Origin of the sequence: Bacillus cereus group sp. BfR-BA-01356 (assembly GCF_022663635.1) — a bacterium.
GTDB lineage: Bacteria > Bacillota > Bacilli > Bacillales > Bacillaceae_G > Bacillus_A > Bacillus_A cereus.
Genome location: NZ_JAKUFX010000052.1, coordinates 1 through 26,064, shown reverse-complemented (window position 1 = coordinate 26,064; position 26,064 = coordinate 1). Strand labels below are relative to the sequence as shown.

The following is a 26,064-nucleotide window of genomic DNA, read 5'->3' as shown; positions in this document are numbered from 1 at the left end:
GATTATTTAGGAGTTTTAAATTTATAAATCTTAAATTGTTTTTTGGGGATAATTTTTTATCTAACTAAGTTATATTGAAGTAGAGGTGAACCATCGGTGAAGCAGGTTTTAGTAATTAAGAATGAACGGTCTTTAGCGAAGAAAATCGTAAGCGGTCTAACGCAAGAAGGCTATTTCATTTTAAAACTTCACAATGAAAACGAAGGTTTAAATATAATATATGAACAAGATTGGGATATTATCATATTGGATTGGGATTCATTAAGTATATCCGGACCAGAAATTTGTAGACAAATACGATTAGTTAAAACGACACCGATCATTATTGTGACCGACAATGTTTCTAGCAAGGATTGCGTAGCAGGGTTACAAGCAGGAGCAGATGATTATATCAGAAAACCATTTGCGAAAGAAGAATTAGTAGCAAGGGTTCAAGCAATTTTAAGGAGAAGTGATTGTAACCAGCAAAAGGAGATAAACTTTTTTCAGTTTAAAGATCTCTTTGTTGATGCATCAAGCAATATTGTGAAAAAAGGTGGCGAAAACCTGTCGCTTACTAAGCGAGAGTACGATTTACTTGTATTTTTAATCAAGAATAAAAACACAATATTGAGCCGTGAAATGCTTTTGAATCAAGTATGGGGATATAACGTAGTAGTAAATCCAAATGTAGTAGACTTATATATTGGGTATGTAAGAAAAAAGTTAAAGTGCGAGAAGAAAGACAGATATATTCAAACGATACACGGCAGAGGCTATTCAATGATTGAATGATAAAATAAGGTAATAGAAAACGAGTAAAACTATTACATTCAGTTTTACTCATTTTTTTATTAAATATGATAATCAAATAGTTTCTTAGAAGTATTAAAAGACGTGAAAAAATGGATTACGAAAATATTAGCTATTAATGAGCGTGTTTTGTAGAGGAAATCATGGTTAATCAACACGCCTGACGTCACATATTACTTTTTATGCCTGATTTTATGAATTCACACCATTCACAAGATTTTCACAGAATTAATGACTATACTAATTAACAGGATGTTCAAATGAAAATGATTATCAATAGCGATTCAATTGAATAAAAGTTACCTTCTAATTCAATCTATGGATGTCATCATTTTCGAAATAAATCACACTATAAGGAGTATACATATGAAAAAATCTATGCTTTTAAAATTAGTGAGTATTCTAGCAGTTTTCACTTTAATGTTAGTAGCTTGCTCAGATTCAAGTAAAGAAACTTCGAAGGCTAATAATAAAGATAATGGTAGTGATAAGCCAAAAACGGTTGAAATCACTGATGCTCATGGAACTGTTAAAGTACCTGTAAACCCAAAGAATGTAGTTGCTTTGGATAACAGAACTTTTGAAACCTTATCTGATTGGGGAATTAAATTAGCGGCTGCTCCAAAGGATATCATGCCTGCTGATTCAGCATATAAAAAGGATGAAAAAGTTCAAAATATTGGGAATCACCGTGAACCAAATCTAGAAATTATTGCAGCGGCAAACCCTGACCTTGTAATCGTTGGTCAAAGATTTGCTGACCATTACGAAGAAATCAAAAAATTAGTACCAAATGCAGCAGTTATTGATCTTAATTTTGATGTTTCTGAGAAAGCTACTAAGCCTGGCGAAAACTTAGTAAAAGGACTTAAAGATTCTACAATTACTTTAGGAAAAATCTTTAATAAAGATAAAGAAGCTAAACAATTAGTAGCTGATTTTGATAAATCTATTGAAAAAGCAAAATCTGCTTATAACGGAAAAGATAAAGTTATGAGTGTTATTGTTACTGGTGGTAATATTGGCTTTGCTGCGCCGCACTCTGGTCGCGTTTGGGGACCAATGTATGAAATTTTCGGTTGGACTCCAGCATTAGAAGTTTCGAATTCTACTGCAGGTCATAAAGGTGATGACGTTTCTGTTGAAGCTATTGCACAAACAAATCCTGATTGGCTTTTCGTATTAGATCGTGATGCTGCAACATCTGATGCAGCTAAGTCAACACCTGCTAAGGATGTTATTTCTAAATCACCTGCTCTTCAAAACACAACTGCTGTTTCTAAAAAACAAGTTATTTATGCACCAGAAGATACTTACACAAATGAATCAATTCAAACTTATATAGAGTTATTTGGAAATATGGCAAAAACTTTAGCTAAGTAGTGTAAAGGGGTACGAAACAGTGTCAAAAAATATGATTTCTAGGGTTGAGAATATTTCTCAACCCCAGTTTTATAATCAAAATAAAATATGGACAAAACCTTTTATAATAGCAGTTATAGTTGTTATAATTTTAGGGATTATATCACTGTTTACTGGAGTTTATGATATACGTGGACAAGAGGACGGGACAGAGATGTTTTTCATAACTCGTGTTCCGAGAACAGCTGCATTAATGCTTACTGGAGCTGCGATGGCGATGGCAGGGCTCGTAATGCAACTCATTACACAGAATCGCTTTGTTGAACCTACTACAACGGGGACTATTGAATGGTCAGGCTTAGGCCTGCTTTTTGTGTATTTATTATTTCCTGCCCCGACTTTAGTTCAAAGAATGACTGGTGCAATCATTTTTTCTTTTATAGGAACTATGATTTTCTTTCTATTTTTAAGAAGAGTTAAGCTTCGTTCGTCTTTAATTGTTCCGATTATTGGATTGATGCTTGGAGCAGTAATTTCTGCAGTGTCTACTTTTTTAGGACTCCTTTTTCAAAAGACGCAAAGTATTGAAACTTGGTTTGTAGGTTCATTTGCTAACATTCAGGTGGGAAGATATGAATATTTATGGCTGATTGTTATCATTACTTTTCTTATTTTTATGTATGCTAATAGATTGACTTTAGCTGGACTAGGAGAAGATGTCGCAACAAGTCTTGGAGTTAATTACAATAGAATTGTTCTTTTTGGGACTGCTCTTATCTCTGTTGCAGTTGGAATTGTTGCAGCAGTTATTGGACACTTACCTTTCTTAGGATTAATTGTGCCAAATATCGTTTCAATGTTTAAAGGTGATGATCTTAGGAGTAATTTACCTTGGGTTTGTGTGATCGGAATGGGATCAATAACTGCCTGTGACATCATTTCTCGAACAATTATACAGCCTTTTGAATTACCTGTTTCTTTAATACTTGCAACAGTGGGAGCAGTCGTGTTTATTACTATTTTATTGAGACAAAGAAAACCAAGGAGGCTACGATGATCACATTAGAATATAGAAAAAAAGAAAATGTCGAAATCGATTCTAGCCTTCATAATGAAAGTAGATCAGCTAGCGCTTTTCGGTCTAAGAAGGAAGCAAGACGTTATTGGATTTTACTGATAACATTGATTGCTTTAGGTCTTCTTTCTTCATATGGACTTTTAGTGTATAACAATCCAGTTCCGATAGATTCACCTTCTTTTATCCCAGTTGTTAAGAGAAGGATAGTAGCTATTGTTGCAATGATTATTGCTGCGGTTTGCCATAGCTTGTCGACAGTTGCTTTCCAATCTATTACGAATAATAAAATTATTACTCCTTCACTTTTAGGTTTCGAATCACTTTATTCAGCAATTCAAACGAGTACAGTATTCTTCTTTGGTGCTAGTGCGTTAATAAATTTTAATGGAATTGGCTCATTTTTATTCCAAGTTGTTGTTATGGTCTTCATGAGTTTGATACTTTATGGATGGTTACTTTCCGGTAAATACGGGAATTTACAACTTATGCTTTTAGTTGGAATTATTATTGGTACCGGGCTAAATTCTGTGTCAACTTTCATGAGAAAACTACTTGCGCCTTCAGAATTTGATATTTTACAAGCAAGACTATTTGGTTCTGTTAATCATGCAGATCCTGCATATTTTCCTATTGTAATTCCTATGATCATAATTGTAGCGGTATTAATTTTTGCTCATTCTAAGAATTTGAATGTTTTATCACTAGGAAAAGATGTCGCTACTTCTTTTGGAGTTAAATACCAACCTAGTGTAATTTATACGCTTGTATTAGTAGCTATTTTAATGTCCATTTCAACAGCTCTAATTGGGCCACTTACTTTCTACGGCTTTTTAGTGGCAACTTTGAGTTATCAGGCAGCGTCAACTTATGATCATAGATATATTTTTCCGATGGCTTTTGCTATAGGATTTTTAATAATGACGAGTGCATACTTTTTAATGTATCATGTATTCCATGCTCAAGGTGTAGTTTCAGTTATTATTGAATTATTTGGTGGAATCATATTCTTAACTATAGTTTTAAGGAAGAGGGCTTTATGATAAAAATTGATAATGTTAAAAAGTTCTATACTGATAAGGTAAAAATAGGACCTTTGGATATTGAAATACCAAAAGCAGGCTTTACTTCTTTAATTGGACCAAATGGTGCTGGAAAGTCAACGACACTTTTGATGATTGGCAGACTTTTAGATATGGATGAAGGCCAAATTCAGGTAGCAAATATGGATGTTTCTGAATCCAAATCAAAAGATTTAGCAAAAGTTTTGACTATATTGCGACAAGAAAATCATTTTGTAACTAGGCTTACTGTGAGACAACTAGTTGGATTTGGGCGCTTTCCTTATTCAAAGGGAAGATTGACTAAAGAAGATGAGGCTATCATCTCTAAATATATCGATTTCTTAGATTTAACTAGTTTAGAGAATAGATATTTAGATGAGCTTTCTGGTGGTCAAAGACAAAGGGCATATGTAGCGATGGTATTGTGCCAAGAGACGGAATATGTACTTTTGGACGAACCTCTGAACAACCTTGATGTTGCTCGTTCTGTTCAAATGATGGAGCATTTGAGACGTGCAGCTAATGAATTTGGACGAACAATTTTGACTGTCATGCATGACATAAATTTTGCAGCTAAATACTCGGATAAAATTTGTGCTATGAAAGATGGACAAATTGCTGCTTTTGGAACAGTAGAAGAAGTTATGGACCCAACACTTTTGACAGATATTTTTGAAACAAAAATAGAAATTATTAATGGTCCTTATGGGCCGATCGCAGTTTATTAGTTATAAAATATCTTGCGTAGATTATGCAAGCTACTCTAGTTGAAGTTGCTGTCTATATTTTATAGGCAGCAGCTTTTTTTATGTGATTACTCATAAAATGCAAAAGAATGCTTCACCTTTTCAAGTATGTACCAAACGAAAAAATATCTCTGTATAACTTTTTAAAAGAATTCAGCTTGGTTTTTTATATGTAATATTGCATATCAGAGTGTATTGATAAAAGTGTAAGGGGTCACTATAATGAGGGCATAAAGATAAATCAAAATTTCGTAGCAATAAAAAGGAGGAAATAATATGGAAATCGCAATGGCAGTTTTAAAATTTGTAGGTGGCGTAATCCCTTTAATTCAAGAACTTTTAAAAACATTTATGTAAATTTATTAGTTAGCAATCATTATTATATTTTACTAAAAAAAGAACGGGGTGATTTTTCTGAATATTAAGAAAAACACTAAAAGAAGAAAGTTCCTTGCATGTTTATTAGTTAGTCTATGCACTATTAATTACTCATCTATTTCCTTCGCAGAAACACAAGCAAGTAATGCAACTGATGTAACCAAAAATGCTAGTGGCATTGATACTGGTATAGCAAATCTTAAATATAATAATCAAGAGGTTTTAGCTGTAAATGGTGATAAAGTAGAGAGTTTTGTTCCGAAAGAAAGTATCAATTCAAATGGTAAATTTGTAGTAGTAGAACGCGAAAAAAAATCACTTACAACGTCACCAGTCGATATTTCAATTATTGATTCTGTAGTGAATCGCACGTATCCAGGAGCTGTACAACTTGCAAATAAAGCTTTTGCAGACAATCAGCCAAGTTTATTAGTGGCTAAAAGAAAGCCTTTGAATATTAGTATAGACTTACCGGGCATGAGAAAAGAAAATACAATCACTGTCCAAAATCCGACATATGGTAATGTAGCTGGAGCAGTAGACGATTTAGTGTCTACTTGGAATGAAAAGTATTCTACAACACATACGTTGCCTGCAAGAATGCAGTATACGGAATCCATGGTTTATAGTAAATCGCAAATCGCAAGTGCTCTTAATGTTAACGCTAAATATCTTGATAACAGTCTAAACATTGATTTTAATGCAGTTGCAAATGGAGAGAAAAAAGTGATGGTTGCCGCATATAAGCAAATATTTTATACGGTAAGTGCTGAACTACCTAACAATCCATCCGACCTTTTTGATAATAGTGTTACTTTTGATGAATTAACTCGAAAAGGCGTAAGTAATTCGGCTCCACCTGTTATGGTTTCAAATGTAGCTTATGGTAGAACAATTTATGTAAAATTAGAAACAACATCTAAGAGCAAAAATGTACAAGCTGCTTTTAAAGCCTTACTTAAGGATAACAGCGTTGAAACAAGTGGACAGTATAAAGATATTTTTGAAGAAAGTACCTTTACTGCTGTAGTATTAGGCGGAGATGCGAAAGAGCATAACAAGGTTGTTACTAAAGATTTCAATGAAATCCGAAATATCATTAAAGATAATGCTGAATTAAGTCTTAAAAATCCAGCATACCCAATTTCATATACAAGTACTTTCTTAAAAGATAATGCAACTGCTGCTGTTCATAACAATACAGATTATATTGAGACGACAACTACAGAATATTCAAGTGCTAAAATGACACTTGATCATTACGGTGCTTACGTTGCTCAATTTGATGTATCTTGGGATGAATTCACATTTGACCAAAAGGGTAACGAAGTACTAACACATAAAACGTGGGATGGTAGCGGAAAAGACAAAACGGCTCATTACTCTACAGTTATCCCTCTTCCACCGAACTCAAAAAATATAAAAATTGTAGCAAGAGAATGTACAGGTCTTGCATGGGAATGGTGGAGAACAATTATTAATGAACAAAATGTTCCATTAACAAATGAAATAAAAGTTTCAATTGGAGGAACAACATTATATCCAACAGCTAGTATTAGTCATTAAGTATAAAAAAACACTTTTTCCACGGAAGAGGTGTGTTTTTTTAGGAATACAAATAAAATTATTTTCAAAATATGTGGTTGGAATTCAAGTAAACGCAATTTTAGTGAATACATTTTAAAGTCTTGCAATCAAATCAATCTTGATATATAGTTTAGTTAAGTAAACTAAATCAAAATACATTCGGAGGTTTTAAAATGGAAAAAGAAATAATTTCAAACGAAAATAAACAAAAAAAGCCATTGCTTTTTAAAGTTGGAATAGGGCTTCTAATCATATATGTTCTACTTTGGGGAAGTGCTTTAATCATACCATTTACTTCACTGTCGACGCAGGTAAAGACCGTTGTCATTCCAGGGTGTATAGTAATAGGAGAAATTCTATTTTTGATAGGTGCTGTCTTTGTTGGGAAAGAAGTGGTGGCAAAATATAAAAAGTATTTAAACCCGAAAAATTGGAGAAGAAAAGGTGAGAGAGAAGTATGATAAATAAAAATATAGCTGAGGAAATCAATCAAACACTTGAAGAACTATGGATATTACTTGAAACGAAAGAAAGATCTTATACGAATTTTAATTTAAATAATCAGCAATATACGTTGTTAACATTAATTATTAGGTACCCATCATCCACTCCTAAAGAGTTAGCTGAAAAAATGAATGTGACGAAAAGTGCCATTAGCCAGCAGTTAGTGAAACTTGAAACGGAAGGATATATTTTCAGAAGGCAACATGCAGAAGATAAACGTGCATTTTCAGTTGAATTAGGTGAGAAAGGCTTGTTATATAAAAAAGAAATGGACGCATATATGCAACAGGTTTCTGAAAAATATTATGCAAGTTTATCACCTGAAGAATTAACAAATCTTTTATCAGCGCTTCAAAAGCTAACGAAAGTAATTGATGAGCTGTAGTGGTTGTTAAGGTTCAATTTTTATCCTATTTGTAAGAAGAAGCATAAAATGCCGTTTTGGTTACCTTATGCTTCTTTTCGTTTATAGATGATTTATGTTTCGAATAATAAGAAAGATCCTGCAACTCAGTACAGGATCTTTATCAAACGTTTTTAAAAGCTAAATTGTGGTTTCATATCACCTTTATAAGGCTCATGTTCAACGAATATAGTTATATCCTTACCAGCTTGGTCTTTACCAGTTCTTTTATACGTAAATTTATTCTTATTTAGTTCAGTAAGCTCAAGAGCAGCACCGTATTTATTATTTCCAATGGAAACATGGGCTCTTATTTTATTTTCGTGTACAACATCGAAGTAGCCATAATCACCGCGGCTTTGACCTGTTTCGCTATTGAAGAACTCATATTTATTAGATTTGTCATCAAATTTTGCTAGGCTTATAAAATTCGAATTAAACTGTGTTACATCGTTACCAGCTTCATCTAATACCTTTGTTCCATGCCAAAGGGTACTGCCTAAAATTTTATCTCCATCAACGTTTTTAACAATATCTCCTGTAGTCGTGTTCAGCTGCTTGTCCGGATCAGTGAAAGAAAGTTCTTTTTCTTTATATGGAACATGTTCAACGAAAACTTCTACATCTTTACCGTTAGCGTCTTTCCCCATTCGTTTATAAGTAAATACATTTTTATTTAGTTTTGTCATGTCAACGACAGCTTGATACTTCATTGATTCTGAAATTAATATTCTCTTCTTCCCATCATTTGTGACAAAGAAGGTTCCTTTATCGCCACGACTTGCACCTGTTTTAGCATCAAAAAATTCATATCTGCCTGACTTCGCATCATATTTTGCAAGACCAATGAAGTTTGCATTCTCTTTTGTTAAGTCATTCTTATCTTTGTCATACACTCGTGTACCTTGCCAATTTGTCTCGCTAAGAATATTAGCCATTTTTTGCCCTTTAGTTAATTTATTTTCCTTTTTTGTTTCTTTAGCAACTTGTTCTTGTTTTTGTTTCCCGTGATTTTCTTCAGCTTTAGTACCAGCACACCCTGTTAATACTAATGTGAATCCGAGCAGTACGGATGATAGTGCTTTTGTTTTTTTGTTCATGTTTTATCGTCTCCTTATTTTATGATTTCAAGTAGTACGGTTAGCGATTATAGTAGCAGTGCGTCATATATGAACTTAGTTGCTACGTTTCTTATGTTAATCCCCGACTATAAACTGCCTCTAAATAAAACATTAAAAAAAGATAAACTAATTCCTAAAAAATGTTCATATTTATAAAAAATCGCTAGCTTGCTGTAGTGCCTACGAGTAATCCAAAAAATACATTGTAAAGAAGAAGGAAAGCCGCTAATAATAATGTAATTGCTAATAGAGCTAATCGATTGTAGTGCAAAACTTTTTAGAAAAACTGTAGGAGAAATGAAGATTTTATAGAATTCGTTTCGTATAGGAAGGGGATGTCCATGTTTGATTCAACAGATTTTAAGATTATACAATTACTACAAGAAAACGCTAGAATGAACTGGAAGGAAATTGGGGAGATAGTACATTTGACTGGCCAGGCTGTTGGGAAACGAATTAATAAATTAGAAGAGGCAGGTGTCATTCAAAAATATACGATAAATATTGACAGGGCTAAGCTAGAAGGATCTATTATGACCTTTGTTACACTATTTTTGCATGCACCGCATTATCATAATCAAATTCAAAACTTTTTTGAAAAAACGGACGTAATTACTGAAATGTATCGTATAAGCGGCGATGGTTGCTATGTCATGACTCTTCACACATCTTCGCATCAGCAATTAGAAGAGACTCTTGCAGATGTTTTACATTATGGTGATTATCGTATAAATACTGTCATTAAGACGATGGAAAAAAAGAAAGAATAAGATACTTATCCTTTCTTTTTTCATATGGAACTGTAATTCTTTATTTGCTTTTGGTTATAAAACAGTTTGCTGACATGACTGTTGCATAAATATCACCAAACTCTAATGCACTCATGAACGATTGATGAGCGTGTACTGCGGGGATTAGATTTCCTTGGAATTCTAAATCTTTTGTTGTACAAGCATCTTCAATTACAATACATTGAAATCCGAAGTCACTGGCAGCGCGCACTGTTGCATCAATACATACATGAGTCATCATACCGCAAATGACTAGTAGGTCTATTTTTTCTGTCTTTAATGTTCCTAATAAATTTGTTCTTAAAAAACTGTTAGGATGATGTTTTTGAATGACTCTTTCCTTAGCAATCGGTTGTACATCATCATGAATTTGAACACCTACTGTATCAGGTAAGAAGAAAGTAGCTCCTTCATTGTTCGCGATATGTTGTACGTGAATAACTGTTTTCTGTTTTTCGCGAAATACTTTCAAAACTTCTTTCGCTTTTTGTGCGGCTTTTTCAGGTTGATGTAATTCCATATTGCCGCCTTCAAAGTAATCATTTTGTATGTCTACTAATAGTAACGCTTCGTTCATCGTTATTCCCCCATACTTAGTGATTCAGCACGTTATTTGTACTGTACCGTTATTATATAAATTGTAGCTATGCGGAAGTAATAACGGTATGAAACGATTTTAACGGATATAGTTTCAGTGTGAAAAAAGTGAAAGTTGGTATAAGTACAAATGGATTTTGTGGAATTCACAGCAAAGTTATAGATAGAGTGGCATTGCAGGGTTAAAAACCATAACTTTGCTGGAGGAGCGGGTTATGGTTTTTTTATGAGGAAATACGATTTTAAGTTTTTGCTGAAGGTGTTTTTCTAGGATATGCTGTGAGTGATTGGAGTGAGGTAGTGTCAGATATTGTCGACCGATCGATATATTGGAAAAATCGTTGATATATTGTGAGTTGTGATAGATATATTGAGAAAATCGTTGATATATTGTGAGTTGTGATAGATATATTGAAAAAATCGTTGATATATTTGTAAAGGGGTGTTTGAGGTGATTGTGAAAGAAAGAAAAATGCCGATTTATATAAGACAGTTAGAAGCACTGCTTAGAAGGTTACCTGTACATCATCCAAAACGAAATTTAATTGGAGAAAACTTGGCAAAACACATGGCGGGGTATAAAGGGGAGCAAGCAATTGATTATCCACTTAGTTTTATTTCTGAGAAAGAGTATAGTGTTTTACATGATGTTCGCTTATCTAATCATGATCAATACTTTCAAATTGATACTATTATCATTTCCACAAAGTTTCTTCTTTTTCTTGAGATAAAAAATATAGCAGGTACATTAATGTTTGATGCAAAGTTTAATCAACTTATCCGAATAACAGAAGGAAATTCAGAGGGATTTCCAGATCCGGTTTTACAAATAAAAAGGCAAGAAATACAATTAAAGAAATGGTTAAGCTTACATGGATTTTCCTCTAGTCTTCCAATCGAGTCCCTCGTTGTTATTAGCTCGCCTCGTACCATTATAAAATCTTCAGATGACAATCTTCTTCATACAATTATTCATAGTGCAAATTTACCTCATAAAATAAAGTGGTTTGAAAGTAAATATAAGAGAAAAGTTATAGATAATGTAGATAGGCTCATTCATCAAATAATAACGGAGCATTCTCCACTTCAACAAAATATACTTGAGCAATATAAAATAGAAAAAGAGGAGTTGTTAAATGGAGTACAATGTGAGAAATGCTTAGTTATTCCAATGGTTAAAGTGAAGAAGGGCTGGCGTTGTACAAGTTGTAAAGATTTTTCAAAAGTGGCATATGAGGATGCTATACGAGATTATGCATTGCTCATTAGTACGACATGTACGAACGGTAATTTGAAAGAGTTTCTCCATGTTTCGTCGGGTATGGTTGTAAACAGAATTCTCCACACACTAAATCTCCCCTACACTGGAAACAACAAAGGACGAATATATGATTTAACTTCTTTCCAATCGTAATTTTGCTATAATAAATAAGTACTTATAAGAAGGGGAGTCTAAAGAGAAAATGAAGTCATTTAATATCGATCATGTTATAGCTAGTGTTTTGCAATGGATATTAAATATAGCTTTAATTATATTATCCATTGTGTTATCGATTTTCTTAGTGAATGAGACAATTACGTTTGTGCAGTATATTTTTTCGGCAAAAGAGTATACGTCTTATAAATTGGTTGAAAGTATCATCGTCTATTTCTTATACTTCGAGTTCATTGCATTAATTATTAAGTATTTTAAATCGAACTATCATTTCCCGTTACGTTATTTTATTTATATCGGAATTACGGCCTTAATTCGATTGATTATTGTGTCTCATGAGGAACCGATGGAGACGTTATTATACGCAGGAGCAATTCTTGTTTTAGTTATTGCTTTATACATATCGAATATGAGAGATTTGAGAAAAGAGTAGTAGTGCAGACATAAGTTTGCACTACTTTTTTACATCTTGACCTTCAAGTTGCTTGAAAGTTTACAATGAAATTAGGGCGTTTGAAATCGAAAAAAATTGAGAAATTAAGTGAAGAGGTTTCTTTTACTTGGAGGTTATAGAAATGAATCAGGAATTGAAGTTACGTCCATTAGAACGAGAAGATTTAAAGTTTGTACACGAACTGAATAATAATGCGCATATTATGTCGTATTGGTTTGAAGAGCCGTATGAGGCATTTGTGGAGCTGCAAGACTTATATGATAAACATATACATGATCAAAGCGAACGCCGATTTATCGTTGAGAAAGACAATGAAATGGTTGGATTAGTTGAGTTAGTAGAAATCGATTATATTCATCGTAGAACAGAATTCCAAATTATTATTGATCCGAATTATCAAGGATATGGTTATGCAGTAGAGGCGACGCGTTTAGCAATGGATTATGCTTTCGCTGTATTAAATATGCATAAGATATATTTAGTTGTGGATAAGGAAAATGAAAAAGCAGTACATGTTTATAAAAAGGTTGGATTTATGGTAGAAGGCGAACTTATCGATGAGTTTTTCGTTGATGGTAACTATCATAATGCGATAAGAATGTGTATGTTCCAAAAGGCATACTTTGGCACAAAATAACTGATTGGAAGAGCTATAGATAAAATATTATCTGTAGCTTTTTTGTGATGCGAAAAAGATTTTTATTGCAAAACGATAAATAATTGTTGATTTTTAATAATTTCAGGCGTATTATGATGGTAATGAAATCAGTGAGAATTAAAGGAGAGTATATGATGAAAAATAAATACGTAGTAGCTATTTCTTTCATGATTTTAGCGATTATTTCTTTAACGATACATGCTTCAAACAGTAAAGTAGGAGCGGATGGATTCCTTGAAGAACCTTTCTTTTTCCTAGTACCGATAAGTTATGTATTGTTCCTTAGTGGTATTGGTGTATTATTATTTGGATTTATTACTTCAAAGCTGAAAAAGGGCAATAAATAGGGGTTACCAATAGGGACGAAACACTCACTATGAAATAGAAACATACCATATGGAAGAAAAAGAATAAGTGAGATGAATCATGATGAACCATCATTTTTATAATGGAAGACAAGTAGGAGCAGCTATTACGCTGGCTGGGGCACAGGGAACAATTCATGCTATGAATCAAGCTATTCAAATGCAACAACAAGCATATTTTGCACAAATGATGCAAAATCAGTATATGCCGTATTCACAGCTTCCGATGCAAATTGTACATTACAATGTACATCCAGCTGGTGTATTTTCCATTCCATATGGCGGAACATACTTCTTATGAAAGAAAGCGACTCAATAGAGTCGCTTTCTTTTTTATATTCCGCCTAGCTTCATTCCAAGGAATGCGAAGAGGATACCAATTATGTAAGTAGCGCTTAAGTATAAAAGGAAAGTGCTAATATTTTTTCGATTGAGAAGTTGAACAGCTTCTAGTTTAAACGTAGAAAATGTAGTGAATGCACCCATAAATCCAGTACCTAATAATAGTTGCCAACCTGTAGTGACCCCATTGCCAATTATATATCCAAGTAAAAAAGCCCCTGTTATATTAATAAGGAATGTAGCAAGTGGAAATTGTGTTTTATTTCTTTTCTTAAACCAATTGCTAATTGCAAATCGTGTAATCGCACCGAAAAATCCTCCTGTTGCGACTAATAAGGCTTCTATCATGAGTAATCACCTTCCGTAAGAGATTTCTTAATTAAGAAATCTCCAAGTGTATAGCCAAGGCCAGACATAATGAGGCCACCAAGTATGCTACATGATACATATAAGAAGGCTATGCTCCACTCAGAATGATTGATCAATTGCACAGTTTCTACACTAAATGTTGAAAAAGTCGTAAAGGAACCGATGAATCCAGTCCCGATGCCTGTGATAACCTCTGAAGGTAAGACGTTTAGCCGGGCGATATAAGTAGTTAGCCACGCTAAGAAGAAGCAACCGATTAAGTTAATGAGTAATGTTGCTAATGGAAATGAATGATGCCAAAATGTGGTGATATTAAGACCTAAATAATAACGAGAAAGAGCTCCTAATATACCGGCAATGCCGACGATAATATAAATCAATTTTCTCACCTCTTTAAATAGCTTGCTCAAAAAAATAGACTCCTACCAGTATTCATACTGGTAGGAGTCATTAGCTAAGCAGCGTTTATGGCGAACTCCATCGCCTATGATTATTACATATAGTGTACTAAATATACCGTTTAATTTCCAGTGAGGAGGAGGGTGTAACTTTTCTTTTTTTGATGTCTGAAGGTTTTTCAAGTAATTAAAATGGGATCGATTACTTATCAACTAAATATAGTGATATAAGGTTTTAATTATGATAAAATGTTTCTTATGTGTGTCGTTTCGTTTTATTTGACTGAAAATAAAGAAAAATAAATTTGCGTGAAAAGGAGTCATTTATTTGAAGAAATTTTTAAAAATCGTATTTATATGTGTTTTAGTAGTAGCGGGCATTGTAGGAGGATTTCTAGCGTATATGACACTTACTAAAGAACAGCCTGCTGATATTATAAGCTTGAAGGTGGAGAATAATAAGGAGCGCGTATTAGCGACTGGAAATGAATTTAAAGTTACAACATTTAATATTGGATATGCTGGGTTAGATAAGGACCAAGATTTCTTTATGGATGGTGGAAAGGGATCTGGTTCAAGTAGTAAAGAGCAAACGGAAACTAATTTAAAGAATATGCTTTCGTTTTTACAAAATGAGAATAGTGATTTTGCACTATTACAAGAAGTTGATATAAAGTCACTTCGTTCATTTGATATAAATGGACATGAATTTTTGAAAAAAGGATTACCTGATTATGTTTCGTCATTTGGCAAGAACTACGATACGAAATGGGTTCCAGTGCCAATAACAAATCCAATGGGATATGCGGAGGCTGGATTAAGTACGTTTTCTAAATACACTGTTCAAGAAGCGAAGAGGTTCCAGCTTCCTGGAATGGAGCCTTGGCCAAAGCGTTTGTTTGATTTAGATCGAGCAATTGTGGAATATAAAATTCCTGTTAATAATGGGAAACATGTTAGACTCGTAAATTTACATTTGTCTGCTTATGATGAAGGCGGGAAAATTAGAAAACAGCAAGTAGAGTACTTAAAAGAATATATGAACAAGCATTATGAAAATGGTGATTACGTAATAATGGGCGGAGATTGGAATCAATTAGTTTCAAACGCTCAATTAAGTGATCCGAAGTTCGTGAAAGAGCGTCCTGAGTGGTTAGTAGAGTTACCGAAGGACTTTACAGACGGTGGCTTTAAGTGGGCTGTAGATCCGTCTGTTATGACTGTGAGAGATGATGTAAAGAAATATGTAGAAGGTGAAAATTTCGTCACTATTATTGATGGCTTTATCGTTTCACCGAATGTAGAGATTGTAAATGTACAAGGGAAAGATTTAAAGTTTGAAAATAGCGATCATAACCCAGTAAGTGCGGTATTTAAACTGAAGTAATTGATATGTATAAGTAGAAGGTGGGGCTTCATATGGATTGGTTAAAGAGGACTTGTTTTTCTAACCTTGAGAAAGAATCACAGAAAAATCATTTATTACTGTTTATAACGATTTGTAGTTTCTTTCTTGGGATAATCGCAATTGGGTATTATGGATATATTTTTACAGAGAGAGCCATAGCGTTTTGGATTTGTGGTATTTCTGTCGTTGCATTTGGAACGCTGTTTACTTTTATAAAAAGTATGGAATCAGCGTATAAATATATCATGACATTTATGTTGCTTACAATGTCTTACATTATGGTACAAGCTTTTAATGAAAGCCCGGCTGTATTTCAAATGGTCTATTTTACATTAGCTGTTTCACTTATTTACTTAAGTGAGCGTCTCATTTTAATTCTTGGCGGGGTAGCTGTTGTGATCACATTTATCCTTTGTAGCTATTGGCCGGAGCAATTTTTTGCTTATACAGCCTCGTCTGAAGCTGCTAATTTCGCAAGTTTGTTAGCGATTGTAACAATCGCTATGTGGGGCGTCACGAAAATCGGTTCTAATCTGCTCCTTCGTTTAAGTGATGAGAAGCAAGAAGTAATGAGAAAAGCTCAGGAGTTAGAAGAGACGCAAAGACTTATTGAAGAAACAGTTGTGAAACTAGATAGTAATTTCAATCATTTAAGACAAAATATGAACACGTCGATGGAATCGATGAGTGAAATTAATTTTGCCTTTGAAGAGGTGGCAGTTGGTACGCAATCACAATCAGAGATGATGTATCGTTCGGTAGAAGTATTGAATGATATGGAGGGAAATATTGAACAAATCATCTCTCAAGTAAGAACTGCATCGGCTCGTGTGGATGAAAGCTTAGAAATTTCAAAAGGTAGTGTACATACTCTAAGAAATTTTGAAACTAACATGAGAAGTTTAAATGATGTTGTTTCACAGTCTGGAATTATATTTAGAGATTTAATGATGCAATCGAAACAAATTAATGAAATTGTAGATGTAATAACGAATATTTCAAGTCAGACGAGTTTGCTAGCTTTAAATGCAAATATTGAAGCTGCGAGGGCAGGCGAGCATGGAAAAGGTTTTGCTATTGTAGCGAGTGAAGTGTTAAAGCTTGCTGAAGAATCAAATCGTTCTGCGGGAAGAATTCAAGAGATTTTGAGGGAGTTTAGTAATCAAGCAAGTAAGGTAGAAGTACAGGTAGAGAAGTCAGAAAGAGTACAAGAAGAATGTAACGAGATGTTAGCAAGCGTTTTAACAAATGTAACTGATTTAGGGAAGTTTATTGATGCGATTAATGAAGTAATGCGAGAGGTTGTTGTTCATCAAGAAAGTTTCCAAGTTAAAACAACGAATATCGTAAAGGATGTTACGCATGCTTCTAACGTAATTCAGCAAACTTCTACAGCTACAGAAGAAGTGCTAGCGAGTGTGGAAGAAGAAAAACATCGAAATGATACGTCAGTGAAGACGTTACAAACTGTTAGCGAGCAAGTGAAGTTGTTAGAAGATATTTTAGAAAAGTAATATTGCTTGGAAAGAGCACGAATGATGTGCTCTTTTTTCATTGAAACGAATACTTGATAGGAATTTAATTGCTTTTCTGCGCGTTTTCTGCCAAGCTTAAGGAGATAAAGTGAGACTAGTACATACTGATTATTAGCCCTCACCAATCAAGCTATCCGCAAATAGCGGAATAAAATACTTCAAAGAAAGAATTAAATAGGTGACGCATATGATCGAAGTTAAGACTTCTGAACTTAGTGATGGAGAATTTAATAGAGGTGTATTTGCAACTCGTGATATTAAAAAAGGTGAGTTGATACACGCAGCACCAGTTATCTCTTATCCGAATGAACAGCATGAACACATTGAGAAAACATTACTTGCTGACTACGCATTTGAGTATGGAATCAATCATACGGCAATCCTTTTAGGATACGGTATGTTATTCAATCATTCATATACACCGAATGCAACGTATGATATTGTCTTCGAGAACCATACGTTTAACTTCTATGCTTATAAAGATATAAAAGCAGGAGAAGAAATTTTAATCAATTATAATGGTGAAGTTGATAACGATGAGCTGTTATGGTTTGATAAAGAAAAAGAAGAGAACGAAAAGTAATATAAAGAGTATAGAAAGAGCGCATTCTGTGGGATGTGCTCTTTTTTTATTGATGTAAATAAAGTAAAAAGTACAAAAAAATACCACTTTCTTTTTGTGTGGTATAGTAAGATACTGAGGGATAGTGTTTTGAAAAAGTCACATATTTTACAAATTGTTGTCTTTCTGATGACATGTCAAGTTTAGTAGTCCATTTGGGTTGCTTTATTATGCAATATATATTTTAATATGAGTGGCACCTCTTATAAATTAAGAGGTTTATAGGTGTCTCGAATTGATTTTGGGTACACTGTATCCACCACTTTAGGTTCTTTCATGTACGTGGGGATATTATGGGCCCGTATAACGGGATAAAATGAATATAGAAATAGAGGAATCGTAAAATGAATATGCAAGAGGTTTATAAATATTTAAGTACGGTATTGCCTGAAGGACATGTTAAACAAGATGAAATGTTAAAGAATCATACGCATATTAAAGTTGGCGGAAAAGCAGATGTTTTTGTTGCGCCTACAAATTATGATGAAATTCAAGAAGTTATCAAATATGCGAACGAATATAATATTCCAGTTACGTTTTTAGGAAATGGATCGAATGTCATTATTAAAGATGGTGGAATTCGCGGGATTACAGTAAGTTTAATTCATATTACAGGTGTTACTGTAACAGGAACGACGATTGTAGCACAGTGTGGTGCAACAATTATTGACGTATCACGTATTGCCTTAGACCATAACTTAACGGGTCTTGAGTTTGCTTGTGGTATTCCAGGTTCAGTTGGCGGAGCATTATATATGAATGCTGGTGCATACGGCGGTGAAATTTCGTTTGTATTAACAGAAGCTGTCGTAATGACAGGTGATGGAGAGCTACGTACTTTGACGAAAGAAGCATTTGAATTTGGATATCGTAAGAGTGTATTTGCGAACAACCATTACATTATTCTTGAAGCGAGATTTGAACTTGAAGAAGGTGTACATGAAGAAATTAAAGCAAAAATGGATGATTTAACGTTTAAACGTGAGTCAAAACAGCCTCTAGAATATCCTTCATGTGGTAGCGTATTTAAGCGCCCACCAAATAACTTTGCTGGTAAGTTAATTCAAGACTCAGGACTACAAGGTAAGCGAATTGGTGGAGTAGAAGTTTCTTTAAAACACGCTGGGTTTATGGTGAATGTTGATAACGGAACAGCACAAGATTACATCGATTTAATTCACTTCGTACAAAAGACAGTTGAAGAGAAATTTGGCGTGAAGTTGGAGCGAGAAGTAAGGATTATTGGAGAAGATAAGGAATAACAAAATACGTATGAAGATATGAATTATTTCAAAATAATATTTGGGTATTGTTGACAATTTGTTTTCAATTCAATATAATGGCTAATAATTTAACAAATAACATACGTTGAAAGAGCCCAGTAGCAGTTTGTCACTGTTAACGAGAGAGCTAGGGGTTGCTGGAACCTAGCACAAACAAACTTGCGAATTACACTCTGGAGTATCTTAGGTAATGCTAAGCGGACTAGCAATCGATATTATTGCTAAGAGTGGTATGAGTAGCTATGCTATTTATGCAAACTGGGTGGTAACACGGTGAATAATCGTCCCTATGTCTATCGTAGACATAGGGGCTTTTTGTTTTTAAAAAATAAAGGGGATGACAAAAGATGAATATTATTGATGAATTAGAATGGCGCGGCGCCGTTAATCAGCAGACTGACGAAGAAGGTTTACGTAAGCTAGTAGAAGAGAAAAAGATTTCGCTATACTGCGGAGTTGATCCGACTGGTGATAGTATGCATATTGGACATTTGATTCCGTTTATGATGATGAAGAGATTCCAATTAGCTGGTCATCATCCTGTTATTTTAATTGGCGGGGCAACAGGAACAATTGGTGATCCGAGTGGACGACAATCAGAGCGTCAACTTCAAACGTTAGAAGTGGTTCAGCATAATGTAGATGCGTTAACAGCACAAATGAAAAAGCTATTTGATTTTGGTGGAAATAGCGAAGTGAAGATGGTAAATAACTATGATTGGACACATGAAATAAATATTATTGAGTTTTTACGTGATTACGGGAAAAACTTTAGCATCAATAGCATGTTAGCGAAGGATATTGTAGCAAGCCGTTTAGATACAGGTATTTCTTTCACGGAATTCACGTACCAAATTTTGCAAGCGATGGACTTCCATCATTTATACACGAAAGAGGATGTTCAACTTCAAATTGGTGGTAGTGACCAATGGGGAAATATTACGAGTGGTTTAGATTTAATTCGTAAGTTAGAAGGTCATGAGGCGAAAGTATTCGGATTAACGATTCCGTTATTATTAAAATCGGACGGTACGAAGTTTGGTAAATCAGCAGGTGGTGCGGTTTGGCTTGATCCTGAAAAAACGACACCGTTTGAATTTTACCAGTTCTGGGTAAATACAGATGACCGTGACGTAATTAAATACTTGAAATACTTTACGTTCTTAACGAAAGAGCGTATTGATGAATTAGCAACGAAGGTAGAAGCGGAACCTCATAAACGTGAAGCGCAAAAAGTGTTAGCAGAAGAAATGACGAAATTTGTTCATGGAGAAGAGGCGTTCCTGCAAGCTGAGAAAATTACAGCAGCGTTATTTAGCGGAGATATTAAATCGTTAACAGCTGATGAAATTGAACAAGGCTTTAAAGAAATGCCAACATTCCAGTCTTCAAAAGAGACGAAAAACATCGTAGAGTGGCTAGTCGATTTAGGAATTGAACCATCTAGACGACAAGCACGTGAAGACATTAATAATGGTGCGATTTCTATGAATGGTGAGAAAGTAACAGATGTGGGTACGGATGTTACTGTAGAAAATTCATTTGATGGAAGATTTATTATTATTCGTAAAGGGAAGAAGAACTACAGCCTTGTGAAGTTAGGCGAATAGTTTGTGTGAAAGGATGGGAGTAGGAAGAATACTTCCATCTTTTCGTATACACAATTTGGACATAAAATAATCAGTAAATTTAGATAATTAAAAGGGTTATATTATTCTTCTGACGAATAAATAAGTTAGAGAAAATTACGGATAAAAATAGCCCGAACCATGCAGGGCATGATTCGGGCTTATATTCAGATTAGTAAGCTAAGCTGAATAGACCTTTAATGTGTGATAAGTAACGAACGTTACTTGCTTCTTTCATTAATGATGCTGGTAAGCCTTTAAGTGGAGTATTGCTTGCTCCGATTGTAGCAACCGCATCTTTACGTCCTAGACTAGCAAGTGTTCCAGAGTTTACAGGTGCGAACTCTTCTAATGCTTTGCCTTCTAGTGCTGCGTATAAGTTGTATCCAATTAACTCACCCATTTGCCAAGCAATTTGTGCAGTTGGTGGGTATGGACGTCCGTCTGGAGCGAAGACAACAGCGCTGTCTCCAGCAACGAATACGTCTTTGTGAGAAGTAGATTGTAGGTATGCATCAACTGTTGCACGTCCACGGTTAACTTCAAGACCTGATTCACCGATTAATGGGTTACCTTGTACGCCGCCCGTCCAAACGAATGTGTTAGCAACAAGTTTTTGACCGTCTTTTAAGTCGATTTCGTTGCCAGCAACGTTTGTTACAGGAAGACCAGTTAAGAATGTAACGCCGCGCGCTTCTAGGCTAGTAGTTGCACGTTCGATTAAGTGGTCTGGTAATACTGGAAGGATTTTTGGACCTGCTTCAACAAGAAGAAGTTTCACTTCTTTTGGATTTACGCCGTGGCTTTTTGCAAGTTTAGGCATAATGTCAGCAAGCTCACCAACTAGCTCAACGCCAGTTAATCCGCCACCACCGATTACGATTGTAGCATCAGCTTCGTTTTTCGTTTTCGCGTATTCACGAATACGGTCTTCAACGTGTTTGTAGATTTTATTTGCATCAGCAGCAGATTTTAATACCATGCTGTTTTCTTCTAGTCCTGGAATACCGAAGTAAGCAGTTTTACTTCCTAAAGCAACTACAAGTGCATCGTAAGATAAAGTAGTGCCGCCAGCTAATTTGATTTCTTTGCTATCAACTGAGAATGACTCAACTGTTGCAATTTTAAGGTCGATGTCTTGTCCTTTGAAAAGCTTTGTAAGTGGCATTGCAACTGCTTGCTCAGACACGTTACCAGCTGCAAGGCGGTGTAGTTCAGTGATGATTTGGTGTGTTGGGTATTGGTTAATCACTGTAACTTGTGCTTCTGATTTGCTGTAATATTTACGTACGTTTAAAGCGGCAAGAAGACCGCCATAACCAGCGCCTAAGATGACAATTTGTTTTGACATAGTATGATATCCCCCGTCTTTACTAATTGTTGTTATAAGTTAAATTATTTATTGTTACGTTCTGCACTAATTTGAAGATATGCGTTCACAAAGCGGAACATTTTTTGTGCTTGTGGATCTTTTAATAATTTTAAAAGACCGAATAGGCCGATAACTTCGTTGCTTTCGTCAGCACGATCTTTCGCTTCGATTGCAGTTGCAGCCATGCTTTTCACTGTATCTTTTACAGGTTCTACAAGCTCTGTAATTGCACCAACAGTGTCGCTTTTTAATACTTCATCAGTAGCAACAGTTTGAGCGAAGTCATAAGACTTAGTTAAAATGTTAACAAGCTCAGTTAATTTTGGAAGCTGTTCTACTAGTGTTGTTAATGATTCTTGTACCTCAGGTTTTAACAACTGATCAAGTACATCAAGTTGTCCTTGGCTAGCAGAAATTTGTACAGTTTCTTGTTCTGGCTTTGTTTGAGTCATAGTTTCTGGCATCTCCAATTCTCCTTTACGATAGCAATACTCTTATTTTTGATAAGTAAGATAGTAAACGGTTACGAAACTTTATACAAAGTTTCACAAAACACAATAAAATGCCTTTAAATTTATGACAGCAAGTAAGCTGCAAACATAAATCTAAAACCATAACGTCTTACTTATTATTTATGAACTGTCCGATACATGGCTTGTCCGCATAATGGAAAAGCTCCGTTACCGGAAAGTGTATATAATATATATCCTATATTATATACTATATACACCTATGTTAACATAAAAATGATTCCTAATTATTTGATATTGAGTGTATAACGTAGTGCTGACAAGGTATGAAAGCGTATAAAATATTTTGTTTCAGTTAGAAATGTACATATATATATAGAAAAAAAGGAAGAAACGAACAAATTCATGTTCGTTTTTTCCTTTTTCCTATTATTCACCTTCCGCAATTAGCATCGATGTGTTACCTTCTTTTTCAAGATGGCATTCGCCCCAAGAACAAAGAGAATCAAGAATGGATTCTAAAGACCAACCGTAATCAGTAAGAGAATATTCTACTTTTGGCGGGACTTGATTGTATACTTTTCTTTGAATAACGCCGTCGTCTTCTAATTCACGTAATTGCTGTGTTAACATTTTTTGTGTAATACCAGGCATGGAACGTTTTAGTTCACTCGTTCTCTTTGTACCTTTCGTTAAGTGACAAAGGATAACAACTTTCCATTTGCCGCCGATAACTTCTAAAGTCGCCTCTACAGGAATATTGTATTTCTTCATATGAAATCCTCCCTTTGTGAGTAAAATAAGTTAAATCATACAAATGTTACTTTTTAGTACCTATAGCACTTTAAAGTACGTACTTTTTATCATGTTAAATATGTTTCATAATAGCACATGTAAGAGGCAAATGAGTAGTACGGTACCAAAAAGTGACTATGTTACTTTTTAGTGCCTATAGTACTTTAAAGTGCGTTCTTCAAAAAAAGAATGAAACCATTCATAATAGCATTTGTAGAGATTAAATATATTTTTTAGAAGATAAAAGGGCCTTTTTATCACACTATTATGATTGGATTTCTTGTAATAAGGAGGAATTCAATTGAGTTCATATACAGTACCATCTTCGGAAGTTCAGACGAACCGAAGAAGTATGTTTGCTTTATTAGCACTAGCAATTAGTGCGTTTGGGATTGGTACAACCGAGTTTATTAGTGTCGGTTTATTACCATCGATTTCAAAAGATTTAAATGTTTCTGTTACAACAGCTGGTTTAACTGTTTCCCTATATGCGTTAGGGGCGGCAGTAGGAGCTCCTGTTTTAACAGCGTTAACGGCTAGTATGTCGAGAAAGACATTATTAATGTGGATTATGGTTATTTTCATTATTGGTAATGGTATTGCGGCATTAGCAACAAGCTTCACTGTATTAATTATCGCAAGGATTGTATCTGCGTTTGCACATGGTGTGTTTATGTCGATAGGATCTACAATTGCGGCTGCAATCGTACCAGAGAATAAACGTGCTAGCGCAATTGCGATTATGTTTACTGGATTAACAGTTGCAACTATTACAGGTGTGCCAATTGGAACGTTTATCGGTCAACAATTTGGCTGGAGAGCGTCATTTATGGCGATTGTCGTAATTGGAATTATTGCTTTTATCGCAAACAGCATACTAGTCCCATCTAATTTAAAAAATGGTGTACCTGTATCGTTTCGTGATCAATTCAAACTAATTAAAAATGGAAGACTATTACTTGTTTTCATTATTACTGCACTTGGATACGGCGGTACATTCGTAACATTTACGTATTTATCACCGCTATTACAAGAAGTAACAGGGTTTGAAGCGAGTACTGTCACTATTATTTTATTAGTGTATGGAATCGCCATTGCGATAGGGAATATGGTCGGCGGAAAATTATCGAATCATAATCCGATTCGAGCGCTATTTTATATGTTCCTTATTCAAGCAATTATATTATTTGTTTTAACATTTACAGCACCATTTAAAGTAGCTGGATTAATCACAATTATTTTCATGGGACTATTCGCATTTATGAATGTTCCGGGGCTACAAGTATATGTAGTTATATTGGCAGAGCGCTTTGTTCCAAGTGCGGTTGATGTTGCTTCAGCAATTAATATTGCCGCATTTAACGGAGGAATCGCTTTAGGTTCTTATATAGGTGGCCTTGTAACGAATTCGTTAGGATTAATCCATACTGCTTGGGTAGGCGGTCTTATGGTAGTAGCCGCTGTTATTTTAACAGCGTGGAGCATGACATTAGAAAAAAGAGATCAAGTAAAATAAAAGGAGAGAAAATAAAATGAAAAACTTACAAAGTAAAACAGTATTAAGTAATGGTGTAGAAATGCCTTGGTTCGGTTTAGGTGTATTTAAAGTAGAAGAAGGACCAGAACTTGTAGAAGCAATTAAATCAGCAATTAAAGCAGGATACCGCAGCATCGATACAGCTGCAATTTACGGAAATGAAAAAGCTGTAGGTGAAGGAATTCGTGCAGGTATTGAAGCGACTGGTATTGCAAGAGAAGAATTATTTATTACTTCAAAAGTATGGAACGCAGATCAAGGGTATGAAACAACAATCGCTGCATACGAAGAGAGTCTAAAAAAATTAGGACTAGATTATTTAGATTTATATCTTGTTCACTGGCCTTCAGAAGGAAAATATAAAGATACATGGAGAGCGCTAGAAACACTTTATAAAGAAAAGCGCGTACGTGCAATTGGTGTAAGTAACTTCCAAATCCATCACTTACAAGATGTAATGAAAGATGCAGAAATTAAACCAATGATTAACCAAGTAGAATACCACCCTCGTTTAACACAAAAAGAACTACAAGCTTTCTGTAAAGAACAAGGTATTCAAATGGAAGCATGGTCACCACTAATGCAAGGTCAATTATTAGATAACGAAACATTACAAGAGATTGCTGAGAAACACGGTAAAACAACAGCTCAAGTTATTTTACGTTGGGATCTTCAAAATGGAGTAATCACAATTCCAAAATCAACGAAAGAACACCGTATTATTGCAAACGCTGATGTATTTAACTTCGAATTAACGAAAGAAGATATGGAAAAAATCGATGCGTTAAATCAAAATCACCGCGTTGGTCCAGATCCTGATAACTTCGATTTCTAAGATTAAGGTAAGAAAAAAGAGTGCGTAATGGTATTATCCCCTATAGGTAGACAGTAAAAAAGAGTCCATCTGATATGATGGACTCAATACTGTTTTATCTGGAGGGGATTTTTTTATGGCAAGAAAAGGACAATCATT

At 34.6% G+C, this 26,064-nt stretch carries 28 protein-coding genes, 1 riboswitch and 1 other annotated feature; of the genes, 21 read left to right on the top strand and 7 right to left on the bottom strand.

What is annotated here, in order from left to right:
- Positions 1–96: 96 nt before the first annotated feature.
- The 8 genes from MR168_RS17840 (at position 97) to MR168_RS17805 (ending at position 7,893) form a co-directional block, all read left to right on the top strand.
- Positions 97–774, top strand: a complete 678-nt coding sequence (locus MR168_RS17840; RefSeq protein WP_016123738.1) for a response regulator transcription factor — start codon at positions 97–99, stop codon at positions 772–774.
- 384 nt (positions 775–1,158) lie between these two features.
- Positions 1,159–2,175 carry a siderophore ABC transporter substrate-binding protein gene (locus MR168_RS17835; RefSeq protein ID WP_000749446.1) on the top strand — a complete coding sequence of 339 codons (1,017 nt, stop codon included), beginning with the start codon at positions 1,159–1,161 and terminating at the stop codon, positions 2,173–2,175.
- Positions 2,176–2,194: 19 nt separating this feature from the next.
- Entirely contained in the window at positions 2,195–3,211 is a 1,017-nt protein-coding gene (locus MR168_RS17830; protein ID WP_000042075.1) for an ABC transporter permease, read from the top strand.
- Positions 3,208–4,272, top strand: a complete 1,065-nt coding sequence (locus MR168_RS17825; protein ID WP_000631245.1) for an iron chelate uptake ABC transporter family permease subunit — start codon at positions 3,208–3,210, stop codon at positions 4,270–4,272. Before MR168_RS17830 ends, MR168_RS17825 begins: the two co-directional genes overlap by 4 nt.
- Positions 4,269–5,021: an iron ABC transporter ATP-binding protein gene (locus MR168_RS17820; protein ID WP_000590061.1), complete on the top strand. Its 753-nt coding sequence runs from the start codon at positions 4,269–4,271 to the stop codon at positions 5,019–5,021. The genes MR168_RS17825 and MR168_RS17820 overlap by 4 nt, the downstream gene beginning before the upstream one ends.
- A 423-nt stretch (positions 5,022–5,444) precedes the next feature.
- Positions 5,445–6,983, top strand: a complete 1,539-nt coding sequence (alo, locus tag MR168_RS17815; RefSeq protein ID WP_086412644.1) for an anthrolysin O/cereolysin O family cholesterol-dependent cytolysin Alo — start codon at positions 5,445–5,447, stop codon at positions 6,981–6,983.
- Between the two features lie 194 nt (positions 6,984–7,177).
- Positions 7,178–7,465, top strand: a complete 288-nt coding sequence (locus MR168_RS17810; protein ID WP_103597638.1) for a transporter suffix domain-containing protein — start codon at positions 7,178–7,180, stop codon at positions 7,463–7,465.
- The gene (locus tag MR168_RS17805) at positions 7,462–7,893 is read left to right on the top strand and encodes a MarR family winged helix-turn-helix transcriptional regulator (RefSeq protein ID WP_000608841.1); all 432 of its coding nucleotides are present in this window, start codon (positions 7,462–7,464) and stop codon (positions 7,891–7,893) included. The genes MR168_RS17810 and MR168_RS17805 overlap by 4 nt, the downstream gene beginning before the upstream one ends.
- Positions 7,894–8,045: 152 nt before the next feature.
- Here the strand turns inward: MR168_RS17805 and MR168_RS17800 are convergent, their stop codons facing one another.
- Positions 8,046–9,011, bottom strand: coding sequence for a DUF4822 domain-containing protein (locus MR168_RS17800; RefSeq protein WP_086412645.1), 966 nt, complete (start codon positions 9,009–9,011; stop codon positions 8,046–8,048).
- Between the two features lie 362 nt (positions 9,012–9,373).
- Between MR168_RS17800 and MR168_RS17795 the strand changes: the two genes are divergently transcribed.
- On the top strand, positions 9,374–9,802 hold the full coding sequence (locus MR168_RS17795) for an Lrp/AsnC family transcriptional regulator (RefSeq protein ID WP_228497287.1): 429 nt from the start codon (positions 9,374–9,376) through the stop codon (positions 9,800–9,802).
- A 40-nt stretch (positions 9,803–9,842) separates the two neighbouring features.
- On the opposite strand, the gene MR168_RS17790 is transcribed toward MR168_RS17795, so the two are convergent.
- Positions 9,843–10,400: a cysteine hydrolase family protein gene (locus MR168_RS17790; RefSeq protein WP_006918757.1), complete on the bottom strand. Its 558-nt coding sequence runs from the start codon at positions 10,398–10,400 to the stop codon at positions 9,843–9,845.
- 477 nt (positions 10,401–10,877) lie between these two features.
- Here MR168_RS17790 and MR168_RS17785 point away from each other — a divergent pair, with 477 nt between their 5' ends.
- The 5 genes from MR168_RS17785 to MR168_RS17765 all read left to right on the top strand — a co-directional run bounded on the left by MR168_RS17785 (position 10,878) and on the right by MR168_RS17765 (position 13,633).
- On the top strand, positions 10,878–11,834 hold the full coding sequence (locus tag MR168_RS17785) for a nuclease-related domain-containing protein (RefSeq protein ID WP_081631303.1): 957 nt from the start codon (positions 10,878–10,880) through the stop codon (positions 11,832–11,834).
- Positions 11,835–11,883: 49 nt separating this feature from the next.
- A complete protein-coding gene (gene psiE / locus MR168_RS17780; protein ID WP_000834708.1) occupies positions 11,884–12,288 on the top strand; it encodes a phosphate-starvation-inducible protein PsiE in 405 nt (134 codons plus the stop codon).
- 142 nt (positions 12,289–12,430) lie between these two features.
- On the top strand, positions 12,431–12,946 hold the full coding sequence (gene speG / locus MR168_RS17775) for a spermidine N1-acetyltransferase (protein WP_086412646.1): 516 nt from the start codon (positions 12,431–12,433) through the stop codon (positions 12,944–12,946).
- Between the two features lie 116 nt (positions 12,947–13,062).
- Complete coding sequence (locus MR168_RS17770; protein WP_140159424.1) at positions 13,063–13,314, top strand: DUF3955 domain-containing protein; 252 nt, start codon at positions 13,063–13,065, stop codon at positions 13,312–13,314.
- Positions 13,315–13,393: 79 nt separating this feature from the next.
- The gene (locus MR168_RS17765; RefSeq protein WP_074618690.1) at positions 13,394–13,633 is read left to right on the top strand and encodes a DUF3947 family protein; all 240 of its coding nucleotides are present in this window, start codon (positions 13,394–13,396) and stop codon (positions 13,631–13,633) included.
- 32 nt (positions 13,634–13,665) lie between these two features.
- Here the strand turns inward: MR168_RS17765 and crcB (MR168_RS17760) are convergent, their stop codons facing one another.
- Together crcB (MR168_RS17760) and crcB (MR168_RS17755) are read right to left on the bottom strand one after the other, a co-directional pair.
- Positions 13,666–14,022, bottom strand: coding sequence for a fluoride efflux transporter CrcB (gene crcB, locus MR168_RS17760; protein ID WP_000568587.1), 357 nt, complete (start codon positions 14,020–14,022; stop codon positions 13,666–13,668).
- Positions 14,019–14,423, bottom strand: coding sequence for a fluoride efflux transporter CrcB (crcB, locus tag MR168_RS17755; protein WP_174402580.1), 405 nt, complete (start codon positions 14,421–14,423; stop codon positions 14,019–14,021). Before crcB (MR168_RS17755) ends, crcB (MR168_RS17760) begins: the two co-directional genes overlap by 4 nt.
- A 54-nt stretch (positions 14,424–14,477) precedes the next feature.
- Positions 14,478–14,537: riboswitch (Fluoride riboswitch) on the bottom strand.
- A 232-nt stretch (positions 14,538–14,769) separates the two neighbouring features.
- Between crcB (MR168_RS17755) and MR168_RS17750 the strand changes: the two genes are divergently transcribed.
- The 5 genes from MR168_RS17750 to tyrS all read left to right on the top strand — a co-directional run bounded on the left by MR168_RS17750 (position 14,770) and on the right by tyrS (position 20,899).
- The gene (locus MR168_RS17750) at positions 14,770–15,828 is read left to right on the top strand and encodes an endonuclease/exonuclease/phosphatase family protein (protein WP_086412647.1); all 1,059 of its coding nucleotides are present in this window, start codon (positions 14,770–14,772) and stop codon (positions 15,826–15,828) included.
- Between the two features lie 32 nt (positions 15,829–15,860).
- Positions 15,861–17,363, top strand: coding sequence for a DUF4077 domain-containing protein (locus MR168_RS17745; RefSeq protein ID WP_086412648.1), 1,503 nt, complete (start codon positions 15,861–15,863; stop codon positions 17,361–17,363).
- A 208-nt stretch (positions 17,364–17,571) separates the two neighbouring features.
- Positions 17,572–17,967: an SET domain-containing protein gene (locus tag MR168_RS17740; RefSeq protein ID WP_000573649.1), complete on the top strand. Its 396-nt coding sequence runs from the start codon at positions 17,572–17,574 to the stop codon at positions 17,965–17,967.
- 383 nt (positions 17,968–18,350) lie between these two features.
- Complete coding sequence (gene murB, locus MR168_RS17735; RefSeq protein WP_242291436.1) at positions 18,351–19,268, top strand: UDP-N-acetylmuramate dehydrogenase; 918 nt, start codon at positions 18,351–18,353, stop codon at positions 19,266–19,268.
- 97 nt (positions 19,269–19,365) lie between these two features.
- Positions 19,366–19,581, top strand: a binding site (T-box leader).
- Positions 19,582–19,636: 55 nt separating this feature from the next.
- On the top strand, positions 19,637–20,899 hold the full coding sequence (tyrS, locus tag MR168_RS17730) for a tyrosine--tRNA ligase (RefSeq protein ID WP_001021096.1): 1,263 nt from the start codon (positions 19,637–19,639) through the stop codon (positions 20,897–20,899).
- Positions 20,900–21,089: 190 nt separating this feature from the next.
- On the opposite strand, the gene MR168_RS17725 is transcribed toward tyrS, so the two are convergent.
- The 3 genes from MR168_RS17725 to MR168_RS17715 form a co-directional block, all read right to left on the bottom strand.
- Complete coding sequence (locus MR168_RS17725) at positions 21,090–22,268, bottom strand: NAD(P)/FAD-dependent oxidoreductase (protein ID WP_006918768.1); 1,179 nt, start codon at positions 22,266–22,268, stop codon at positions 21,090–21,092.
- 44 nt (positions 22,269–22,312) lie between these two features.
- Entirely contained in the window at positions 22,313–22,753 is a 441-nt protein-coding gene (locus tag MR168_RS17720; protein WP_001115309.1) for a DUF1641 domain-containing protein, read from the bottom strand.
- A 435-nt stretch (positions 22,754–23,188) separates the two neighbouring features.
- Positions 23,189–23,533, bottom strand: coding sequence for a winged helix-turn-helix transcriptional regulator (locus tag MR168_RS17715; RefSeq protein WP_000760481.1), 345 nt, complete (start codon positions 23,531–23,533; stop codon positions 23,189–23,191).
- 373 nt (positions 23,534–23,906) lie between these two features.
- On the opposite strand from MR168_RS17715, the gene MR168_RS17710 reads away from it, so the two are divergent.
- Together MR168_RS17710 and MR168_RS17705 are read left to right on the top strand one after the other, a co-directional pair.
- Positions 23,907–25,070 carry an MFS transporter gene (locus MR168_RS17710; protein ID WP_174402579.1) on the top strand — a complete coding sequence of 388 codons (1,164 nt, stop codon included), beginning with the start codon at positions 23,907–23,909 and terminating at the stop codon, positions 25,068–25,070.
- A gap of 16 nt (positions 25,071–25,086) precedes the next feature.
- Complete coding sequence (locus MR168_RS17705; protein ID WP_000793568.1) at positions 25,087–25,926, top strand: aldo/keto reductase; 840 nt, start codon at positions 25,087–25,089, stop codon at positions 25,924–25,926.
- Positions 25,927–26,064 lie beyond the last annotated feature (138 nt).